This window comes from Bacillus sp. NH11B (assembly GCF_001884205.1).
In the GTDB taxonomy this organism is placed as follows: domain Bacteria; phylum Bacillota; class Bacilli; order Bacillales; family Bacillaceae_G; genus Bacillus_A; species Bacillus_A proteolyticus.
The window spans coordinates 14,724-34,617 of the sequence record NZ_MAOG01000101.1 but is presented as its reverse complement, the minus strand read 5'-3'; the positions used below and the strand labels follow the sequence as shown (position 1 = coordinate 34,617).

At 37.5% G+C, this 19,894-nt stretch carries 18 protein-coding genes; 6 read left to right on the top strand and 12 right to left on the bottom strand.

Annotated features, from left to right (window positions below):
- Window positions 1-243: 243 nt before the first annotated feature.
- Genes nirB through BAU27_RS14715 form a run of 5 tightly spaced genes read left to right on the top strand, consistent with a single transcriptional unit; the run spans window position 244 to window position 5,638 of the window.
- Window positions 244-2,649: an NADPH-nitrite reductase large subunit gene (gene nirB, locus BAU27_RS14735; protein ID WP_071771275.1), complete on the top strand. Its 2,406-nt coding sequence runs from the start codon at window positions 244-246 to the stop codon at window positions 2,647-2,649.
- Between the two features lie 14 nt (window positions 2,650-2,663).
- Window positions 2,664-2,981, top strand: coding sequence for a nitrite reductase small subunit NirD (nirD, locus tag BAU27_RS14730; RefSeq protein WP_071771274.1), 318 nt, complete (start codon window positions 2,664-2,666; stop codon window positions 2,979-2,981).
- 59 nt (window positions 2,982-3,040) lie between these two features.
- The gene (locus BAU27_RS14725) at window positions 3,041-4,465 is read left to right on the top strand and encodes a uroporphyrin-III C-methyltransferase (RefSeq protein WP_071771273.1); all 1,425 of its coding nucleotides are present in this window, start codon (window positions 3,041-3,043) and stop codon (window positions 4,463-4,465) included.
- On the top strand, window positions 4,462-5,172 hold the full coding sequence (locus BAU27_RS14720) for a sirohydrochlorin chelatase (RefSeq protein WP_071771272.1): 711 nt from the start codon (window positions 4,462-4,464) through the stop codon (window positions 5,170-5,172). The genes BAU27_RS14725 and BAU27_RS14720 overlap by 4 nt, the downstream gene beginning before the upstream one ends.
- Window positions 5,165-5,638, top strand: a complete 474-nt coding sequence (locus BAU27_RS14715; protein WP_071771271.1) for a precorrin-2 dehydrogenase — start codon at window positions 5,165-5,167, stop codon at window positions 5,636-5,638. Before BAU27_RS14720 ends, BAU27_RS14715 begins: the two co-directional genes overlap by 8 nt.
- 191 nt (window positions 5,639-5,829) lie before the next feature.
- Here the strand turns inward: BAU27_RS14715 and BAU27_RS14710 are convergent, their stop codons facing one another.
- From BAU27_RS14710 to moaA, 8 genes are all read right to left on the bottom strand, one after another.
- Window positions 5,830-6,252 (bottom strand): STAS/SEC14 domain-containing protein, encoded by a 423-nt coding sequence (locus BAU27_RS14710; RefSeq protein ID WP_083596025.1) that lies wholly within the window; start codon window positions 6,250-6,252, stop codon window positions 5,830-5,832.
- 192 nt (window positions 6,253-6,444) lie between these two features.
- A complete protein-coding gene (locus tag BAU27_RS14705) occupies window positions 6,445-6,642 on the bottom strand; it encodes a PspC domain-containing protein (protein WP_016094164.1) in 198 nt (65 codons plus the stop codon).
- A gap of 271 nt (window positions 6,643-6,913) precedes the next feature.
- Window positions 6,914-8,083, bottom strand: a complete 1,170-nt coding sequence (gene narK / locus BAU27_RS14700) for a nitrate transporter NarK (RefSeq protein WP_071771269.1) — start codon at window positions 8,081-8,083, stop codon at window positions 6,914-6,916.
- 80 nt (window positions 8,084-8,163) lie between these two features.
- Window positions 8,164-8,397, bottom strand: a complete 234-nt coding sequence (gene moaD / locus BAU27_RS14695; protein ID WP_071771268.1) for a molybdopterin converting factor subunit 1 — start codon at window positions 8,395-8,397, stop codon at window positions 8,164-8,166.
- Entirely contained in the window at window positions 8,394-8,864 is a 471-nt protein-coding gene (locus BAU27_RS14690) for a molybdenum cofactor biosynthesis protein MoaE (RefSeq protein WP_071771267.1), read from the bottom strand. The genes moaD and BAU27_RS14690 overlap by 4 nt, the downstream gene beginning before the upstream one ends.
- Window positions 8,865-8,908: 44 nt before the next feature.
- Window positions 8,909-10,198 carry a molybdopterin molybdotransferase MoeA gene (locus BAU27_RS14685; protein ID WP_071771266.1) on the bottom strand — a complete coding sequence of 430 codons (1,290 nt, stop codon included), beginning with the start codon at window positions 10,196-10,198 and terminating at the stop codon, window positions 8,909-8,911.
- Between the two features lie 43 nt (window positions 10,199-10,241).
- Window positions 10,242-11,255, bottom strand: coding sequence for a molybdopterin-synthase adenylyltransferase MoeB (locus BAU27_RS14680; protein WP_071745437.1), 1,014 nt, complete (start codon window positions 11,253-11,255; stop codon window positions 10,242-10,244).
- A gap of 17 nt (window positions 11,256-11,272) precedes the next feature.
- The gene (moaA, locus tag BAU27_RS14675; RefSeq protein ID WP_071745438.1) at window positions 11,273-12,286 is read right to left on the bottom strand and encodes a GTP 3',8-cyclase MoaA; all 1,014 of its coding nucleotides are present in this window, start codon (window positions 12,284-12,286) and stop codon (window positions 11,273-11,275) included.
- A 386-nt stretch (window positions 12,287-12,672) separates the two neighbouring features.
- Between moaA and BAU27_RS14670 the strand changes: the two genes are divergently transcribed.
- On the top strand, window positions 12,673-13,365 hold the full coding sequence (locus BAU27_RS14670; RefSeq protein ID WP_071745439.1) for a Crp/Fnr family transcriptional regulator: 693 nt from the start codon (window positions 12,673-12,675) through the stop codon (window positions 13,363-13,365).
- 120 nt (window positions 13,366-13,485) lie between these two features.
- Here BAU27_RS14670 and narI read toward each other — a convergent pair whose 3' ends face one another.
- From narI to BAU27_RS14650, 4 genes are read right to left on the bottom strand one after another with little or no spacing between them, the layout of a single operon-like run.
- The gene (gene narI / locus BAU27_RS14665; protein WP_071745440.1) at window positions 13,486-14,175 is read right to left on the bottom strand and encodes a respiratory nitrate reductase subunit gamma; all 690 of its coding nucleotides are present in this window, start codon (window positions 14,173-14,175) and stop codon (window positions 13,486-13,488) included.
- A 17-nt stretch (window positions 14,176-14,192) separates the two neighbouring features.
- On the bottom strand, window positions 14,193-14,723 hold the full coding sequence (narJ, locus tag BAU27_RS14660) for a nitrate reductase molybdenum cofactor assembly chaperone (protein ID WP_071771265.1): 531 nt from the start codon (window positions 14,721-14,723) through the stop codon (window positions 14,193-14,195).
- A gap of 19 nt (window positions 14,724-14,742) precedes the next feature.
- Complete coding sequence (narH, locus tag BAU27_RS14655; protein ID WP_071771264.1) at window positions 14,743-16,218, bottom strand: nitrate reductase subunit beta; 1,476 nt, start codon at window positions 16,216-16,218, stop codon at window positions 14,743-14,745.
- Window positions 16,208-19,891 (bottom strand): nitrate reductase subunit alpha, encoded by a 3,684-nt coding sequence (locus BAU27_RS14650; protein WP_071771263.1) that lies wholly within the window; start codon window positions 19,889-19,891, stop codon window positions 16,208-16,210. Before BAU27_RS14650 ends, narH begins: the two co-directional genes overlap by 11 nt.
- Between the last annotated feature and the right edge of the window lie 3 nt (window positions 19,892-19,894).

Below are 19,894 nucleotides of genomic sequence, written 5' to 3'. Positions count from 1 at the left end.
CAGGACATGAGTATAAATGCTCATGTCCTGCTTTTTCATTGTGTGAAAAATATTTATACTTCCCCTCCCCCTCTACCCATATCACCAAATTCTCTTTCGCTTCTCCCTTCACATAAATCCGAATTTTAACAATTTGTGAATCATTATAAAAGTGTGATAAATATCACATCTTCCCCTTTTTTGATTTTCTATAATGAGAATATAATACTTTGTTCAGAATTTCACATAAAAGGGGAAATGAATATGAAAAAACGTTTAGTTATGATCGGAAATGGTATGGCTGGAATACGCTGTATGGAAGAAATATTAAAACATGATAGTGATTCATATGAGATTAATATTTTTGGAGATGAACCACATCCAAATTACAATCGCATTATGCTCTCTCATGTTCTACAAGGCAAAACAAATATGCAAGATATCATTATAAATGAATATAGTTGGTATGAGGATAATGAAATAACTTTATATACAAACGAAAGCGTTCAAAGTATTAACCGAGAAGAAAAAATCATTATTACAGAAAAGAATCGTACTCTTACATACGACAAACTCATTATCGCAACAGGTTCTAGTGCTTTTATTTTGCCTGTTGAAGGTTCTACCCTTCCTGGTGTGACAGGATTTCGAACAATTGAAGATACACAATTTATGATAAATACTGCTAAAGATAAGAAAAAAGCCGTTGTCATCGGTGGTGGATTACTTGGTTTAGAAGCCGCAAGAGGCCTCATTGACTTAGGAATGGACGTACATGTCGTTCATTTAATGCCGAGCTTAATGGAGCAACAACTAGATACCAAAGCAGCTTCTCTCCTTCGTGAAGATTTAGAAGCACAAGGCATGAAATTTCTCATGGAAAAGAAAACGGTAAAAATTCTTGGTACAGACCACGTTGAGGGCATTCAATTTGAAGATGGTGAAGTTGTAGATTGTGATTTAATTGTAATGGCTGTCGGCATACGCCCGAATACTCAAATAGCAAAAGATGCTAGTTTAATTGTAAATCGCGGTATTGTAGTCAATGACTTTATGCAAACAAATGATGAATCTATTTATGCAGTTGGAGAATGTGCGGAACATGACGGTATCGCCTATGGCCTTGTTGCTCCTCTATATGAACAAGGTGCAATATTAGCAAAACATATAACGAATTTACAAACTGATGGATATACAGGCAGCATCGTCGGTACGCAATTAAAAGTTGCAGGTTGTGATTTATTCTCTGCTGGCCAAATTTATGAAGATGATCAAACGAAAGCAATATCAATCTTTGATGAATGTAAACGTTCCTATAAAAAAGTATTAATTTGCGACAATAAAGTCGTTGGTATCGTTTTATACGGTGATACTGCTGATGGTACACGCCTCTTCAGTATGTTAAAGACAGAAGAAGATATACAAGAATATACAGCAGCTTCCCTTCTTCACAAAGCTGGTGAAGAAAGTGAACTTAACGTTGCTACTATGAGTGCCGATGACACTGTTTGTGGATGTAATGGCGTTACGAAAGGCACAATCGTACATGCCATTTTAGAACAAGAGTTAACTACTTTTGAAGAAGTAAAAGGATGCACAAGAGCCGCAGGGTCTTGTGGTAAATGTCGTCCGCTTGTTGAACAAATTTTATCTCATACACTTGGAGATGCATTTGATGCAACTGCACAATCTGCCGGTATGTGTGGATGTACAACTTTATCACGTGATGAAGTCGTAACGGCGATTCATGAGAAAGGTTTAAAATCCCCAAAAGAAGTACGAAATGTTCTTGGTTTTGCACATGAAGACGGATGTTCGAAATGTCGTCCTGCTTTAAATTACTATTTACGTATGGCGATTCCAGAAGAATATGCAGATGATAAATCATCCCGTTACGTTAATGAAAGAATGAATGGTAACATCCAGCATGATGGTACATTTTCTGTTATTCCACGTATGTACGGAGGCGTTACAACAGCAGATGATTTAATGAAAATTGCTGAAGTTGCAAAAAAATATGACGTTCCTCTCGTGAAAATTACAGGTGCGAGTCGAATCGGCTTATATGGTGTTAAGAAACAAGATTTACCTAACGTATGGGCTGATTTAAATATGACTTCTGGATATGCGTATTCAAAATCCCTTCGTAATGTAAAATCATGTGTTGGTTCTCGCTTCTGTCGTTTCGGTACGAAAGATTCATTAGGACTTGGTATGTTACTTGAACAATCATTAGAAATGGTAGATACACCTCATAAAATGAAAATGGGTGTAACGGGTTGTCCACGTAACTGCGCGGAAGTACTTACGAAAGATTTTGGCGTTGTCTGTGTCGAAAATGGATATCAACTATATATCGGCGGAAATGGTGGTACGGAAGTACGGGAAGCTGATTTTGTAATGATTGTCCCTACTGAAGACGATGTCCTTCGCATCGCAACAGCTTACATGCAATATTATCGTGAAACTGGTATTTACGGCGAACGAACTGCCTACTGGACAGAACGATTAGGCTTCGATCACATAAAAGAAATACTGCAAGATGCAAATATGGTCACTACGCTAAATGAACGTTTCCAAAAAGCTCGTAGCACATATACGGAAGCATGGGGACAAGCACTAGAAACGAAATCATTAAAAGCGATGTATGAAGTAGAAACTGTAAAATAAGGAGCGTGCACTGTATGTTACAAACGAAAGAGAAAATAAAAATTATGTGTGTGGAAGACCTCCCTTTTCAAATTGGTAAAGAGGTACAAATGAAAGGTATGTCTATCGCCCTATTCCGCCTTTCAAATGGTGATATTCGAGCTGTAGAAAATCGTTGTCCTCATAAAAACGGACCATTAGCGGAAGGTATTGTATCTGGTGAATTCGTCTTTTGTCCACTACATGATTGGAAAATTTCATTACTAACAGGTGAAGTTCAAAAACCTGATGACGGTTGTATTCAAACATACGAAGTAGACGTTATTGATGGGGATATTTATATATACATGTAATTTACAAAAGGAAGCCTCCCCCTGGCTTCCTTTTAAATAAAAATAGATGAGGTGCGAATATGAACGGATATGTATATTTAGTTGGTGCAGGACCAGGTGATGAAGGGCTTATTACAAAAAAAGCGATAGATTGCTTAAAGCGTGCAGATATCGTCTTATATGACCGCTTATTAAATCCTGCCTTTCTTAGTTACACAAAAGAAATATGTGAACTTATTTATTGCGGCAAAATGCCCAAAAATCATACTATGCGACAAGAAATGATTAACGCACACCTTCTTCAATTTGCGAAAGAAGGGAAAATCGTTGTCCGTTTAAAAGGCGGAGATCCATCTATTTTTGGCCGCGTTGGTGAAGAAGCAGAAACTTTAGCATCTGCGAACATTCCATATGAAATTGTACCAGGTATTACATCTAGCATTGCCGCTAGTAGCTATGCAGGTATCCCCCTCACCCACCGTGACTACAGTAATAGCGTCACTTTACTAACTGGACATGCAAAAGGTCCTTTAACCGATCATGGAAAATATAATTCATCCCACAATAGTGACACAATCGCCTACTACATGGGTATAAAAAACTTACCTACAATTTGTGAAAGCTTACTACAATCCGGAAAGAAAGAAGATACGCCAGTAGCAGTCATTGAATGGGGGACAACTGGCAAACAGCGCGTTGTCACAGGGACACTTTCAACCATCGTTCCTATCGTCAAAAACGAAAATATTTCTAATCCTTCCATGACGATTGTTGGTGATGTCGTTACTTTGCGGAAGCAAATCGCTTGGAAAGAACGTAAACCATTGCACGGTAAAAAAGTATTATTTTCAGCTGCTACAAATAAAGAAAGTGCAATAAAACAAATGTTACAAGAATACGGTGCAGAAATATATCAAATTCCAACTTTCAAAAAGGAAGAATACACATTAACCTCTGAACAAGTCAATGAGATTTTTAGCGTTGATCGTCTTGTATTTTGTTCAGCTGAAAGTGTAGAAATCTTGATGCGATCATGTAGTAAATATCATAAAGATATTCGTTCCTTACAGGCAGAACTGCAGCATATGAACGGTACCACTCAAGAAAAACTGATGCAATATGGACTATTAAGCCAACAAGCAACGTTCTCTTCCGATACAACTGTTTATTTAGGCCGAAATATTAATCGCATTGCTTTCATTCAAGAAAAAATTGGTGCTGGTTCTTATATGATGACTCATGAATATACAATTGATCACCGCTTCGATGAAATTCATTCCCGTATGCTTTCTGAATTCTCATGGGATAGCATTGTATTTGAAGGACGTGCTTCTATTGATACGTTTCTAGCAGAAATAAAACGCCTTGGCTTTATCGATATTCTTACTCTCCCATTCTCGTATACCGATGTTCCAACTTTACACTATGCAAATAAAGTCGGGTTTCATAACGTAGATTATCAATTACAAGAAACTCTTATGAAGAAGGACATGGTGAGACAATGAAAGGAATCGTATATGTTGGACATGGGAGCCGACTACAAGAAGGTAATGAGCAATTCATTCACTTTATTCAATCTGTTATGAAAGAACGTAACGAACGGATTCAAAAAATTGCTTTTCTTGAACTAACAACACCTACCATTTCAGATGCTGTTACAGAAACAATACTAGAAGGAGCAACTGAAATAATGATTGTACCTGTTTTATTATTTGCGGCAGCTCACTATAAACGTGATATCCCTTTTGAGATAGAGCAAATGCAAATGAAATATCCAAACATAACATTTTCAGTTGCGCCACCTTTTAGTACACATCCACATATGGTTGAACTTGTAGTGAAACGAATACGTGAAACTATGCCAATGCAAGGTAGTAGTGTTTTACTCGTAGGACGAGGTAGCAGTGATCCTCAGCCTATATATGAGTTACAACAAATCGGAAAGTCTGTCGAGCAAAAACTCGGTATGCCAGTATGTCGTTCCTTTTTAACGAAAGGAGCTCCCTCTTTTACTGATGAACTCAAGACTATAACATCGGCCGCGTCCCATGTATATGTCATGCCGTACCTTCTCTTTACCGGATTATTGCTTCAGAAAATTAAATTGCATACAAAAAAATATGATCACGTTACGACTTGTAACTGTCTTCAATTTGATACATATATGAAGGCAGCTTTATTAGAACGAATGGAGGAATGTGTGTATGTATAGCATGTACCCTCTTATGTTTAATCTACATAATAAAGTGGTCGTTATAATTGGCGGAGGTAAAATTGCATATCGAAAAGCGTCTGGATTAAAAGATACAGGCGCTTTTGTCACCGTTATCAGCCCAGAGATTTGCGAGGAAATGAAGGAACTTCCTTATATTACATGGAAGCAAAAAACTTTTGCGAATGATGATATTAAAGATGCTCATCTTATTTATGCAGCAACAAATCAACATGCTGTCAATATGATGGTCAAACAAGCTGCTCATGATTTCCAATGGGTTAACGTTGTAAGTGATGGTACAGAATCATCGTTTCACACACCTGGTGTCATCCGAAATGATGAATATGTTGTCACTATTTCAACTTCAGGTAAAGATCCATCGTTTACAAAGCGTATGAAACAAGAATTAACTTCTGCCCTTCCTAATCTTATAAAAAGACTTTCTCATACTCACAAATTGTAGTCTATTTCTTAGCTAAAATAGCAATTATATTTGGACAAACGTTTTTTAGAAGCGTTTGTTCTTTTTGTTTTGGTTTCGTTTTTTAAAATTGCACAGGCAATCTGCGAAGAAAATTAATGATGTGGGCAACTTGTAAACAAGTGATTTTTATGACAAATGCAATATTACGAGTAACTGGTTCAATTCAGTTTTTATATTGGATATTCATTCAACCAAATTAGCGATCGTTCATAATCATCAAAAAATTTTACAGATTCTTTCGTATTGGATTGTTGTAAATAATTCAGTATCTCCCCTTCTTCAAGGAGAAATGCAATTGCCTTACTATGATTCAAAATAGTTTCATTGAAGAACTTATCTTTCCATACTTTTTGAACAGAAAAATGATTTGGCGTGTACCCTTTTCTATCCACCAACAATTTGTATTTCCGACCCTCGGAAATAAATTGCTGACAAACCTGCTCAAAGCCATTAAACCATTCATACACATCATCTGTTTTAATCTGGCCAATTAGATGGGTAACAATTATATCTCCTGAAACTGTAGTGCTGATATTCGGTTTACTCAACTTAGAATCATCTCCCTTAGTTACAATTATGCATAGCAATCTCATAAAATCAATAAGGATAAAATTCTTACTTGACACTCCCACTCCTAACGATGCAAAATGACTAACGTCAGTCGGATTCTTACTACCACATTCGAAGTCCCTTTCTGGTACGCTAGACGTGTAAGAGGCGGAGTGCCTTTATCTACTCGTTCCCTTAAAGCTCTCGATTGTGGAATTAGATTTAAGTTCATACATTTATCCCTTAATTTCTTTATCCGTAGGCAAAACAATTGCAGCTATTATATAAATTAACACTGTTAATCCGCTAGTAAAAAAGGCGGATAATGCAGTTACTATGCGAAGGATACTTACATCAATGCCATACTTATCGCTTAAGCCACCTAATACACCTGATACTTGTTTATCTTGAGTGGACTTATATAATTTTTTCATCTAAACACCCCGATTCAATTAAATATTTGCATTCTAATAATTAGTTCGATCTTTGGAAGAAGTTTAAGATTCCTTTAACTAACCTGCCCTTTAATTGAATAACTTCTGACATCTATATTTTAACATAAAATCCCATAAGTCTTCTGTTTTTCATTTTAAAACCACATTCTTTTAGAAAACAAACGTTTATTAAGATAGCAATAAAAAACATATCGAAGCCTATTACTAAAAGAACCATCCCAAAATACTTTGGGACGGTTCTTTTTCCTTATTAATGATTCTTTAACATCACTAACAGCTTCTCTTGACTATACATCCACACTGTAATGATTAAACAAGCAAGTGCGACTTCTGATAACGCCATAAATCCAATTGCATAATGACCTGTCAGTTGGAATAGTACTGTTAAAATTAATGGTGGGAAGAACCCTCCCAATCCGCCTAAAGCTGAAACGAGTCCATTTACAATCCCAGCCTGTTCAGAGAAGTACATTGGAACGAGTTTGAAGATTGTACCATTTCCAATACCTGCACAAAATGCAACTAGTAGACAACCAAATGTATACACGTTCATGCTTGGCATAAATGATAGGATAATACCTGAAAGTGTTAAACCGATAAATACGAAGATTAATATTTTAAATGGATTAAATTTATCACCTAGCCAACCGCCGATCGGGCGCATAATTGTTGCGAATACAATGAATCCAGCTGTCCGCATACCTGCATCGACTTTCTCTAATCCGAAGTGAGATACTAAAAAGTTTGGTAAATATACTGTAAATGCGACAAATGATCCGAAAGTTAAAAAGTAAAAGATACATAAAAACCAAAGTTTTTCATTTTTATATACACCTTTTATTTGTTCCATTAATGGTGTATTCACCTTTTTCTCTTTACGATCACCTAATAAAAAGTTCATAAGTGCAAATGCTGCAAGTAAAACTAAATAACACTGTACTGTCGTTCTCCAGCCAACCGAAGTTGCAATGACAGGTGCTAAGAATGAGGTAATTGCTGTTCCGGCGTTACCCACACCGTAAATACCATTTACAAAACCGTGACTCTCTTTCGGAAAGTATTTCGGTAAAGAAGTTACACCTACGGAGAATACCGCCCCACCGATTCCGACGAATAATCCACCAATAATTAAATCCATCATAGAATTAGCAACACTAATATAACAGACAGGAAATAATAATAGAATAAAGCTAATAAAGAATAATTTTCTTGCTCCAAAACGATTTGTCCAATAACCAATTGGAATGCGAAGAACAGAACCTAAAATAACCGGTACTGCTGTTACCATAGAAATTTGTCCCGCAGTTAATGGAATATCTGCTTTAATATAAGGCATTAATGATGATAAAATGACCCATACCATAAAACCGATAACTAGATTGGAAGTTTGTAAACTTAATTGAAAATTAGGACTTTTCACCCTGTTCCCTCCTATGTATGCATAGTTATATTCATTCCCTCCAGCCTAATCACGTCCTTACATGATTAGGCTGAAAAGAATCAACCACCACTTACTGGCGGAATCATTGCTACGACATCGCCAGTTTGAATGATGTCATCCTCATTTGCATACTCTTCATTTATAGCGACCATTGTCTCGTTTGAAATTGCTACGTTATATTCCATAACCAGAACTTCCTTTAGTTCAGCAACCGTAATCTTTTCACAATTTATTTGCAAAGCTGGCTTACTTACTTCTACTTGCAAATGTGCAAATAATAGTACTTCAATCATATTCTCGTCTCCTTTCCAGGCTCACCATTTGCATATGCTGTTTTCTCTAACTGATCACCTATCCATGACTCACCATCTTCCCAAAACTCTTTCTTCCAAATCGGAACAATTTGTTTTATTCGTTCCATAATATATTCATTCGCCTCATAAGCTGCTTTCCGATGCGGTGTAGCAACTGCGACGACAACAGCCAGATCAGAAATTTGTAATATACCAATGCGATGTGTAATTACCACATATGTCCCAGGCCACTTCTCTCCTACTTCGGTACCAATTTTCTCAAGTTGTTTTTCCGCCATCGTCTTATAAGCTACATACTCTAAATAAAGCGTGCGACGTCCTTTCGTAAATTCTCTGACAGTACCAATAAAAGTAGTAACAGCACCGCACTCACGACGAATTACTTTACTTGTAACACTTTCAATTGAAATAGGTGTATCAATTACTTCATAATACCTATGTGTCATCTTGCACCTCTTATCTTTGTATAAGTTAGCAACCTATTTCTCTATTACTTGTATGATCGAAGTGGTTCTTTCCATGGCCACTTACTTCCGACGTTTGATTCTAATAACAGTACCGAAACAGTTACTCCCGCTTCAAATCCTCTCGTTCCTCCCGGCAGGATGATACATGCATTCGCCTCTGCAAGTGAAGAAATTGCACTAGATTTATCTAAACCAACTGGTGTAACTTGTAATTGACCATCTACAATTTCCACTCTACCTCTTACAAAACGAGTAAATGGGTTTGCTTTCGGAAAATCTTTCTGTAAAATCGCTTCTACACGATGTACGTGCGGATCTTCCCTATGCAAATATGTCCCAATGACCGGTCGAACAAATAATTCACAACCAACATAACAAGCAGAGGGGTTACCAGATAGACCAAATAATAGTTTTCCTTCTACCTCAGCTACAGTTGTCACGCTTCCTGGTCGCATCGCTATTTTATTGAAAAGTACATTAGCCTGTAACCTTTCATAAATAGCAGGTAAATAATCGTAGTCTCCTACTGAAACACCACCAGTTGTAATTAAAATATCGACTTCTTTCATCGACTTTTTCACAGTGTTATAACACGTCTCTAAATTGTCGGCGAATTGTCCATAATACTGTACAACTCCGCCCGCTCGTTCAATTTGAGCAGCTATCATATAGGAGTTACTATTTCGAATCTTCCCTGGTTTCAGTTGTTCATGTACTTCGAGCAGTTCACTCCCCGTCGTTATAATTCCAATAACCGGCTGTCTTACAACATATACGGAACTATAACCAAACGTAGCAAGGAGCGCCGCTACTCCAGGATTAATAGAAGTTCCTTTTTTCACAAGTATGGCATTTTTCTTTACGTCTTCTCCTTTAAAAGAAATGTTATCACCAGGCGCAAAAGAGCGTTTTAATTTTATATAAGTCTTTTCGTTTTCTTCAAACGATTCCGTTAGCTCTAACATAATAACGGCATTACACCCCGCTGGAATTGCGGCTCCTGTCATAATACGTACAGCTTGAAATGCCTTTACTTCTCCTGTAAAAACATAACCTGCTCCAATTTCACCAATCACTTCAAACTTAATGGGGTTACTGCTACTTGCTTCTTTCGTATCTTCCGCTCGAATTGCAAACCCGTCGTATGGAGAGCGATCAAAATGCGGAACATCATGATCTGCAGCAACATCTTCTCCAAGAATTCTTCCGTAACTGTCTATAAGAGAAACTTTTTCCGTTTCACCTTGATAGGCGTACTCCATTACACGTGCAACTGCTTCTGCCACTGGAATCGGTATACGTTTTTCTAACATTCCTTTTTCACCTCGTTTTGATAAGGAGAAACGCTCTTTCTATTCACCCTATATATTTTGCGTATAATCGTTTTGCCATTTTCACATCATTAGTCCCATGAATAAATGCCCTACCGTCTGTAAATAAAACAAAACGATATTCATCAACAAGAAACGATAGTAAATATGGTGTTTTTTTGACATTCACACTTTTTTGTAAGCGCTTTTGAATTTCTTCTAAATGAAGAACTCGCTTTATCCCTGGACGGATTTGAACTGTATTCCGCCCGCATAACACTTCAGTTTTCAACTGTGCGTCAAATGTTAAACTTGGATACTTGCGTACATTGCCACAAGATGGACATGTACTTTTCTTCTGTCTATTTACCTTTAATGAGAGATATTGATTGTTCCAAATATCAAATGATAACATTGTTCCCCTTAGCGCCTTATAATCGTCCACCAATATTTTCATCGCTTCTGTTACTTGGTGAGCAACAACCATTTGTACAGCTGGTTGAATGATTCCTGCTGTATCGCACGTTGCTCCGCCCATTGGATGATCCATTAGACAGCGAAAACATGGTGTTTCCCCTGGAAGAATTGTATACGTTACACCGTAACTTCCGATGCACCCACCATATATCCAAGGTATATTTTCTTTTTGTGAAATGTCATTGATAAGTAGGCGCGTATCGAAATTATCAGTCGCATCTAAAATAAGATCCACTTCTTTTGTTAACTCTTCCATTTCCTGCATTGTGACATCCGTTACAATTGGTACAATTTCCACTTCAGAATTAATCCTTCTTAAATGTTCTGCCGCTGCAATTGCTTTTGGTTTACACTGCTGTGCATCTTCTTCTGTGTATAACTGTTGCCTTTGTAAATTACTCCATTCAACGTAGTCACGGTCAGCAATTGTCAATTTCCCAATTCCCATCCTAACGAGCGCTTCCGCATTTGCAGCCCCTAGTGCACCCGCACCGATTAGAAGCACATGCTTTTCTCTTATTTTCTTTTGTCCCATTTCACCAATTCCAGAAAATAATACTTGCCTTGAATAACGCTCCTGCATACGGAATCCTCCTTTCATTATCCACCAATGTAGGACATTTCAATTTTTGGACGTTTTTTTGTACTTTCAGCTGTTCTTTCATCTGAATACCGATCTTTTCTAAATTCCCATGTATGTTTTAAAATTTTTAGTAGCGAGGCATCAGAAATATTCTCTTGAAGAAGCGTTCGCAAGTCTGTTCCTTTCGTTCCAAATAAGCATGTAAAAAACTTGCCGTCTGCCGAAATACGAGCCCTCGTACAAGAAGAACAAAAAGATTCGGAGACTGAAGTAATAAATCCAACTTCTGCGTTGCTCCCTACATATCGATATAATTTTGCAACTTCTCCAAAGTAACGAGGTGTAACAGGCTTAAGCGGATATACACGATTAATTTCCTCTATTACTTGTTCCTTCGTAATGACTTGTCCAAAGTTCCAGCCATTCGTACTCCCCACATCCATAAACTCGATAAAACGGAGCTGAATTTCTTGTTCTTTAAAATAACGAGCCATAAGAAGAATTTGGTTATCATTCATTCCTTTTTTTACAACCATATTTACCTTTACTTCTAATCCAGCTTCCTTTGCTGCTTCAATTCCTTTCAAGACAGGTTTTGTACTTACGTTTCGTCCATTAATTTTTTGGAAGACATGATCTTCTATCGCATCTAAACTAATATTTACACGTTTTAATCCAGCTTCTTTTAATAGCTTTGCTTGTTTTGCTAAATGAATACCGTTTGTTGTGAGTCCGATATCCTTTAAGCCTTCTAGCTTTGCAAGCCTTGCAATTAACTTCGGTAAATCTTTACGCAATAAAGGTTCACCGCCAGTAAGCCTAATTTTTTCAACTCCCATACTTATAAATAATCTCGCCAATCTTTCTATTTCATCGAACGTTAATAAAAACTCTTCCTGTAAAAAAGCGTAATCTGGTCCGAACACTTCAGCCGGCATACAGTATGTGCACCTAAAATTACAACGGTCAATAACTGAAATACGTAAATCTTGAAGTGGCCGCTCTAACGAATCTCTCATCTTCTCGTACATCTATATCCCTTCTTTTCTACTCAAATCCTTAGTAAGTTTCATATTTTGTATTTGCTTTCATTATAAAAAAGAAGCTACATATTCAATGTGACTTTTCTCACATTACTTTCCCCATTCAAAAATTCTTCACGAATCCGTTCGAATTTTGTTCACATCTCCACTCTTATTCTCTATACACATCGAATTTTTTTATTATTTATCTTTTCTTAAAACAATATCTTAGAGTCATATAATTCCTTACTACAAGTATCTTTGTCGAAATGTAAGATCATCTATCCTTACGGTCATTGAAATTTCACTTTATTTTCAAAAATATCTCTTGCATTTTCACCATACTTACATTCAAAATAAGAAATATATTGTTTATGAGAAGAAAGGTGATCGCTGTGGCAAACAGTATGACATTATCTCAAGATTTAAAAGAATTACTTGCATCTGTTGAATATAAAATGCAAATAAAAAAAGGAAGTTTTATTTTTCAAGAAGGTATGGAAGCAACAGACCTCTATATCATTCACTCAGGAAAAGTACAAATTAGTAAACTAAGTGCTGACGGGCAAGAATTAACACTTCGTATTTGTTCGGAATATGACATTATTGGAGAATTAACATTGTTCACTGACAATGCGAAGTATTTATTAAATTCAAAATGCCTTGAAGATGTTGAAGTAGGAGTTATAAAGCGTGAAGCCTTAGAAAAAGCATTACTCCAAAAACCAGCTCTTGTATTTGAATTTATGAAATGGATTAGTGAACATTTAAGAAGAATGCAAACAAAGTTCCGAGATTTAGTATTACACGGCAAAAAGGGTGCCCTATATTCTACTCTCATTCGAATGACCAATAGTTACGGTGTGTTAAAAGAAAATGGGATTCTCATCGATTTACCATTAACGAATCAAGAACTTGCGAATTTCTGTGCAACTTCACGTGAAAGTGTAAATCGAATGTTAAATGAATTAAAAAAGCAAGATACAATTTCTATTCATAAAGGAAAAATTACAATTCACGATTTACAATTTTTAAAATGTGAAATTGCTTGTGAAGATTGCTCTGCCTCTATTTGTAGCATTGAGTAGCATCTAATATAGATGCTACTCTTTTTTCATAGACACAATTATCTCCTATATAAAAAGACGAGGCCTTCCATTAGACCTCGTTTCATGTTAGCTGTTGGCTCCTATCCGTTTACAGCGGTATTATTTTTTCAATTCATTAGGAATACGTCTTCTGTAAATCACATAACTACGGCTTAAGTATTTAATTGGGGCACTAAATACATGGACAAGTCTAGTAAATGGCCATACTGCGAATAGACCCATCGCTGCAATAATATGAAATTTAAACCAAACAGGTACTTCCATCATATATTCAACTTTCGGTTGGAAAATGAAGAGACTTCGGAACCAAGGGCCAATCGTTGTACGATAATCAAATCCTTTTGAGTCGATATTTAAAAACGTTGAAGAAAGTCCTGCTAGCATAACGATAAGTAATAAAATAAGCGCAATATAATCTCCCGTTGTACTCGTTGCAATGATGCGTTTTACTGTCACACGGCGATACGTTAATATAATTAAACCGATGATAGAAGCAACACCTGCCGGAAGTCCGAAACTAATTGCCACTACATGATACATATGTTCAGAAATACCTATTGAACGGTATACGGACTCTGGAATTAAAATCCCCATAATATGACCACCAATTACGAACATGATCCCAAAGTGGAATAATAGACTTCCGACCCGGAGCATTTTCTTCTCTAATAGTTCACTAGATTTTGATGTCCATCCAAATTGATCATAGTTGTATCTGAAAATATGTCCACCGATAAAGATTGCAAAAATGATATAGGGAAACAACACCCATAAAAATTGATCCATCATTTTGACAACTCTCCTTTCTAATTTGTCTGTACACCCCATGTATCGATAGCGAGGAGAATAGCTGCAAGAATTGGTTCATACATACTGTCTGCTTCTTTTAACTGAACGTGCAATGCTTGTATATTCTCCTTGTATTTACTCATAATCGGTTCACTATCTTGTTCATCTGCATTTGCAAAAAACTCAAGTAATAGCGGTAAATAATCAGGTAGTTCTTTATCTGTTACTTCAAAACCAGATTTTTTATAATGCTGTTTTAGCTCTAATAATTCAATCCCTCTTTCTCTTTGTTCACCGGTGTTCATATAAGTAAGATACATATTTGTCTTTTTACCAAAATCGAATGTATATACGTAACAATCAATTAATTGATCATTCGTTTTATCTAGTGCTTGTTTAATAAATGCTGTAAGTGCTGCTTTAACGTCTTTCTGTTCAATCGCTTCAATCTCTTCTTGTAATTCAGTTAAAGCTTCTCCCCACCCAAGTTCCGGATAGGAGAGAAGAAAAGAAGAACAAGAAAAAGCAGTTTGTAAACTTTGTTTCATGATTTTCTGCCCCCTTTATTTAAGAAATTGTCATACAAGAGCCTGGGCCACCTGTGAAGGAAAGGCCACAGCTCCCTTGTTCGCTATATAAATCTGCAACTTGTTCGCGGTGTGAAGTCGGGATGACGAAGCGATCTTTATATTTTGCGATAGCAAGAAGACGATACATATCTTCTACATCCTGTTTCGTTAAATCAAGTTCTTTTAATACTGCTTCATTTGGTTCTTTATTAATTTGCAGTGCTCTCATATGCGTTCGCATGACAGCCATTTTTTTCAATGTAAGACGAATATGTGATTCATCTCCTGCAGTGAGTAAATTCGCTAAATATTGAATTGGAATACGCATATTATCGATAGCAGGGAAAATCTCTTCTGCTTGCCAGTTACTTCCTTTCCCTTCCACCATATTCATAATTGGGCTAAGCGGCGGGATATACCAAACCATTGGCATTGTGCGATACTCTGGATGAAGAGGTAGAGCGATTTTCCAATCGATAATCATTTTATAGATTGGCGACTCTTGTGCCGCTTTAATCCATTCTTCAGGAATCCCTTGTTTTTTCGCTTCCGCTGCTACTTCTGGATCATTTGGATCTAGAAAAACTGTAAGCTGAGATTCATATAAATCTTTTTCATTTTCAACAGAAGCCGCTTCTTTTACTTTGTCAGCGTCATATAGCATTACCCCAATATATCGAATACGTCCTACACATGTTTCAGAACAAATTGTTGGCATACCAGCTTCAATACGTGGGAAACACATTGTGCATTTTTCAGCTTTATTTGTTTGCCAGTTAAAATACACTTTTTTATACGGACAAGACGATACACAAAATCTCCAGGCACGACATGCATTTTGATCCACAAGTACAATCCCATCTTCTTCACGTTTATACATCGCACCAGATGGACAAGACGATACGCAAGATGGATTCATACAATGTTCGCATATACGTGGTAAATACATCATAAAGACATTTTCAAAATCCGTTTTAATTTCTTCTTCCATTTTCTTTACGTTTGGATCTTGTAATCCTGTTATATGTCCGCCTGCTAAATCATCTTCCCAGTTTGGACCCCATTCAATTTTATCAATAAATTCACCTGTAATTGCTGATTTCGGACGAGCAACTGGTTGATGCTTACGCTGCGGGCTATTTGTTAATGTTTCATAATCATAGTTCCAAGGTTCAAAGTAATCATCAATTGTTGGTTGATCTGGATTGTGGAAAATATTCATAAGGCGCTTCATTTTCGAACCGGATTTCAGCTGAATTTCATCATTTTTCAATTCCCAGCCGCCTTTATATTTCTCCTGATCTTCCCATTGTTTCGGATAACCAATTCCAGGTTTCGTTTCTACGTTATTGAAGTACATATATTCAGCACCTGGACGATTTGTCCAGGTGTTTTTGCATGTTACGCTACAAGTATGGCAGCCGATGCATTTATCTAGGTTCATTACCATTCCGACTTGCGCTTTAATCTTCAAGCCAATCTACCTCCTTCAGTTTGCGAATTACAACGTTTAAGTCGCGCTGGTTTCCAGTCGGACCATAATAGTTAAATCCATAACTTAATTGACCATATCCACCAATCATATGTGTTGGTTTAACATGAATTCGAGTTGGACTATTATGCGTTCCTCCGCGGTTACTTGTTAATTTCGAACCAGGTACGTTAATGTGGCGATCTTGCGCATGGTGCATAAATGCCATTCCTCTCGGTATACGGTGCGTTACAACAGCACGCGCTACAACAACACCGTTACGGTTAAAGCACTCGATCCAATCATTATCAGCAACGCCAGCTTCAGCAGCATCCTCTTTATTCATCCAAACAGTTGGCCCACCTCTAAACAGCGTTAACATCGGTAATGAATCGAAATACATACTATGAATCGACCACTTATTATGCGGTGTTAAATAGTTTAGTGTAATCTCTTTTCCTTCTACTTCGGGCCGTGATTTACGGAACGGTTTATGTTGCAGAATTGGTTTAAATGTTGCCATCGTTTCACCAAATTCTTTCATCATGTCATGATCTAAGTAGAAAGATTGTCGACCAGTTATCGTTCTCCAAGGGATAAGACGTTCAACATTTGTTGTAAATGGTGAGTAACGGCGTCCACCTTTTTCAGAACCTGTAAAGGCTGGAGAAGTAATTACTGTTTTCGGCTGCGCTGTAATTTGTTCAAATGTGAAGCATTCTTCTTCACGTTCTTCTGCTAAATCACGCAGTTTTAAATCGGTTTGTTTTTCAAGTGCTTCCCATGCTTTTACAGCCATGTGACCGTTTGTTGTAGAAGAAAGTGTTAATACCGCCTCAGCAGCATTAATTGCTTCTTTTATATCTGGGCACCCTTTCGCAATAGAATCCGTTCGCACAACTCCTAATCGACTCTTTAATTGCTCATATTCTTTTTCTGCAGACCAAGAAATCCCTTTCGTACCAATCGGTTGCTTTCCAGCATTTGGTCCAAGCGCTGTCATTTTGTCATAAATCGTTTTATAATCCCTTTCGACAACATGAATTTGTGGCATCGTTTTACCTGGGATTGGTTCACACTCGCCTTTGCTCCAATCTTTAATCTTGCCAAGTGGTTGCGCTAATTCTTGCGGTGTATCGTGAAGAAGTGGTGTGGCAACGACTTCTTTCATTGGCTCAAGATCGATTTTCTTCGCTAAATCTGACACAGCTTTAGAAAGAGCGGTGAAAATATCCCAGTCAGAGCGTGCTTCCCACGGTGAACCGATTGCTGGATTAAACGGATGCACAAATGGATGCATATCTGTACTACTTAAATCGTGCTTTTCATACCAAGTTGAAGCAGGTAAGACGATATCAGAATAAAGCGCTGTTCCAGCCATACGGAAATCTAAATTAATGAGTAAATCTAACTTCCCTTCTGGTGCTTCTTCATGCCACTTAATTTCTTCTGGTCGTAATGAATCACTATCATCATTCATTAATCCGTTTGTTGTACCTAATAAATGTTTTAAGAAATATTCGTGTCCTTTACCAGAACTTGAAATTAAGTTGGCACGCCATACGAATAAGTTGCGCGGGAAGTTATTTTTATTATCTGGATCTTCAATCGCAAATTTCAGTTCTTTTTCTTTTAATTTTTTCGCAACGTATTTTCCGATTTCTTCTTGCGTTGTTGCACCAGAAGCAACAGCTTCTTTATATAATTCAATTCCATTTTTCTCGAATGTTGGATAGGAAGGTAACCAGCCAAGTCGTGCTGCTAATACATTGTAATCACCGTGATGTTGATAACGAGAGTTGCCCTCAATTGGTGATGCTAAATGTCCAACCGGTGTATCTTCATAACGCCATTGATCTGTTACGAAATAGAAGAAAGATGTACCGTTTTGTAATTTCGGTGGCCCTTGCCAATCTTTTGCCATCGCGATTGTTTGCCATCCTTCTGCTGGTCGTAACTTTTCTTGCCCAACATAATGTGCCCAACCACCGCCGTTTACACCTTGCGCGCCAACGAGAAGAACAAGATTTAAAACGGCGCGATAAATCGTATCAGAGTTAAACCAATGGTTAATACCGGCCCCTACAATAATCATCGAGCGACCATTCGTATCAACAGCATTTTGTGCGAACTCACGAGCAATTTGAATAATAAGCTCTCGTTTCACTCCCGTCATTTTCTCTTGCCATGCAGGTGTAAACGGTACGTCATCATTGAAATCTTTCGGTTCTTGTCCCCCGAGCCCTCGGTTCACGCCGTAATTTGCTAACGTTAAGTCATACACAGTTGTAACGAACACTTCGCCTTCTTCTGTCATAACTTTTTTCACTGGAATTGTACGTTCTAATACTTTGTTTCCATCATCAGAGAAGTATGGAATTTGTACCGTACCAACCGCATCTTCCATTCCAAGTAAAGAAAGACGTGGATCAATCTTTTCACCTGTTTGTTCATCTTCTAAACGTAAGTTCCATTTCTTTTCATTATCCCAACGTGATCCCATTGTGCCGTGAGGTGTTGCAAAATCGTTCGTGTTCTCGTTCCAAAGTACAGGCTTCCATTCTCCTAATTTTGTTTCACGTCCAATATCAGAAGCATTTAAGAAACGATCCGCAACGAATTGATCTCCTTTTTGTTTCAATGTGACAAAGAAAGGAAAATCAGTATATTGCTTCGCATACTTTGTGAAGTATTCCACTTGATTATCTACGTAAAATTCTTGTAAGATTACGTGCCCCATTGCCATCGCAAGTGCACCGTCTGTACCTTGTTTCACACTAATCCAATCATCCGCAAACTTTGTAGATTCAGCGAAGTCAGGACTTACAGAAACAACTTTCGTTCCTTTATATCGAACCTCTGCTAAAAAGTGAGCATCTGGTGTTCTCGTCATCGGTACATTTGAACCCCACGTCATAATGTATCCGGAGTTATACCAATCACTACTTTCTGGTACATCTGTTTGATCACCCCAAATTTGCGGAGAAGCTGGTGGTAAATCAGCGTACCAATCATAGAAGCTAAGCATCGGCCCACCCATAAGTTGCATAAAGCGGCTACCTGCTGCATGACTTAACATCGACATAGCTGGAATTGGTGAAAAACCAACATTTCGGTCTGGGCCGTATTTAATTATTGTGTAAAGTAACGAAGCAGAAACGAGTTGTAATACTTCATCCCAATTCGCACGAATAAATCCCCCTTTACCACGCGCCTGCTTATACTTACGTGCTTTTTCAGGGTTTTCCACAATACTTTTCCAAGCATCTAGTGGTGACTCATTATTTTGTAATTCCTCTCGCCACATACTCCAAAGAACACCACGTACATACGGATATTTCACACGAAGTGGACTATAAATGTACCAAGAAAAACTCGCTCCACGCGGACAACCTCGTGGTTCAAAATCAGGCATATCAGGACCTGTTGTTGGGTAGTTAAGCTCCTGTCCTTCCCATGTTACAATTCCATCTTTCACATAAATGTTCCAACTGCATGAACCAGTGCAGTTCACACCGTGTGTAGAACGGATTACTTTATCATGCTGCCAACGCTTTCTGTACACATTCTCCCATTCGCGATCTTCATATGTTTCTTGTGTATGATTATCGTTATAACGATCTATTGGTGAAAAATATTTTAAACGTCTCATTAGTGCTGAAGGTTTCTTCTTCATACT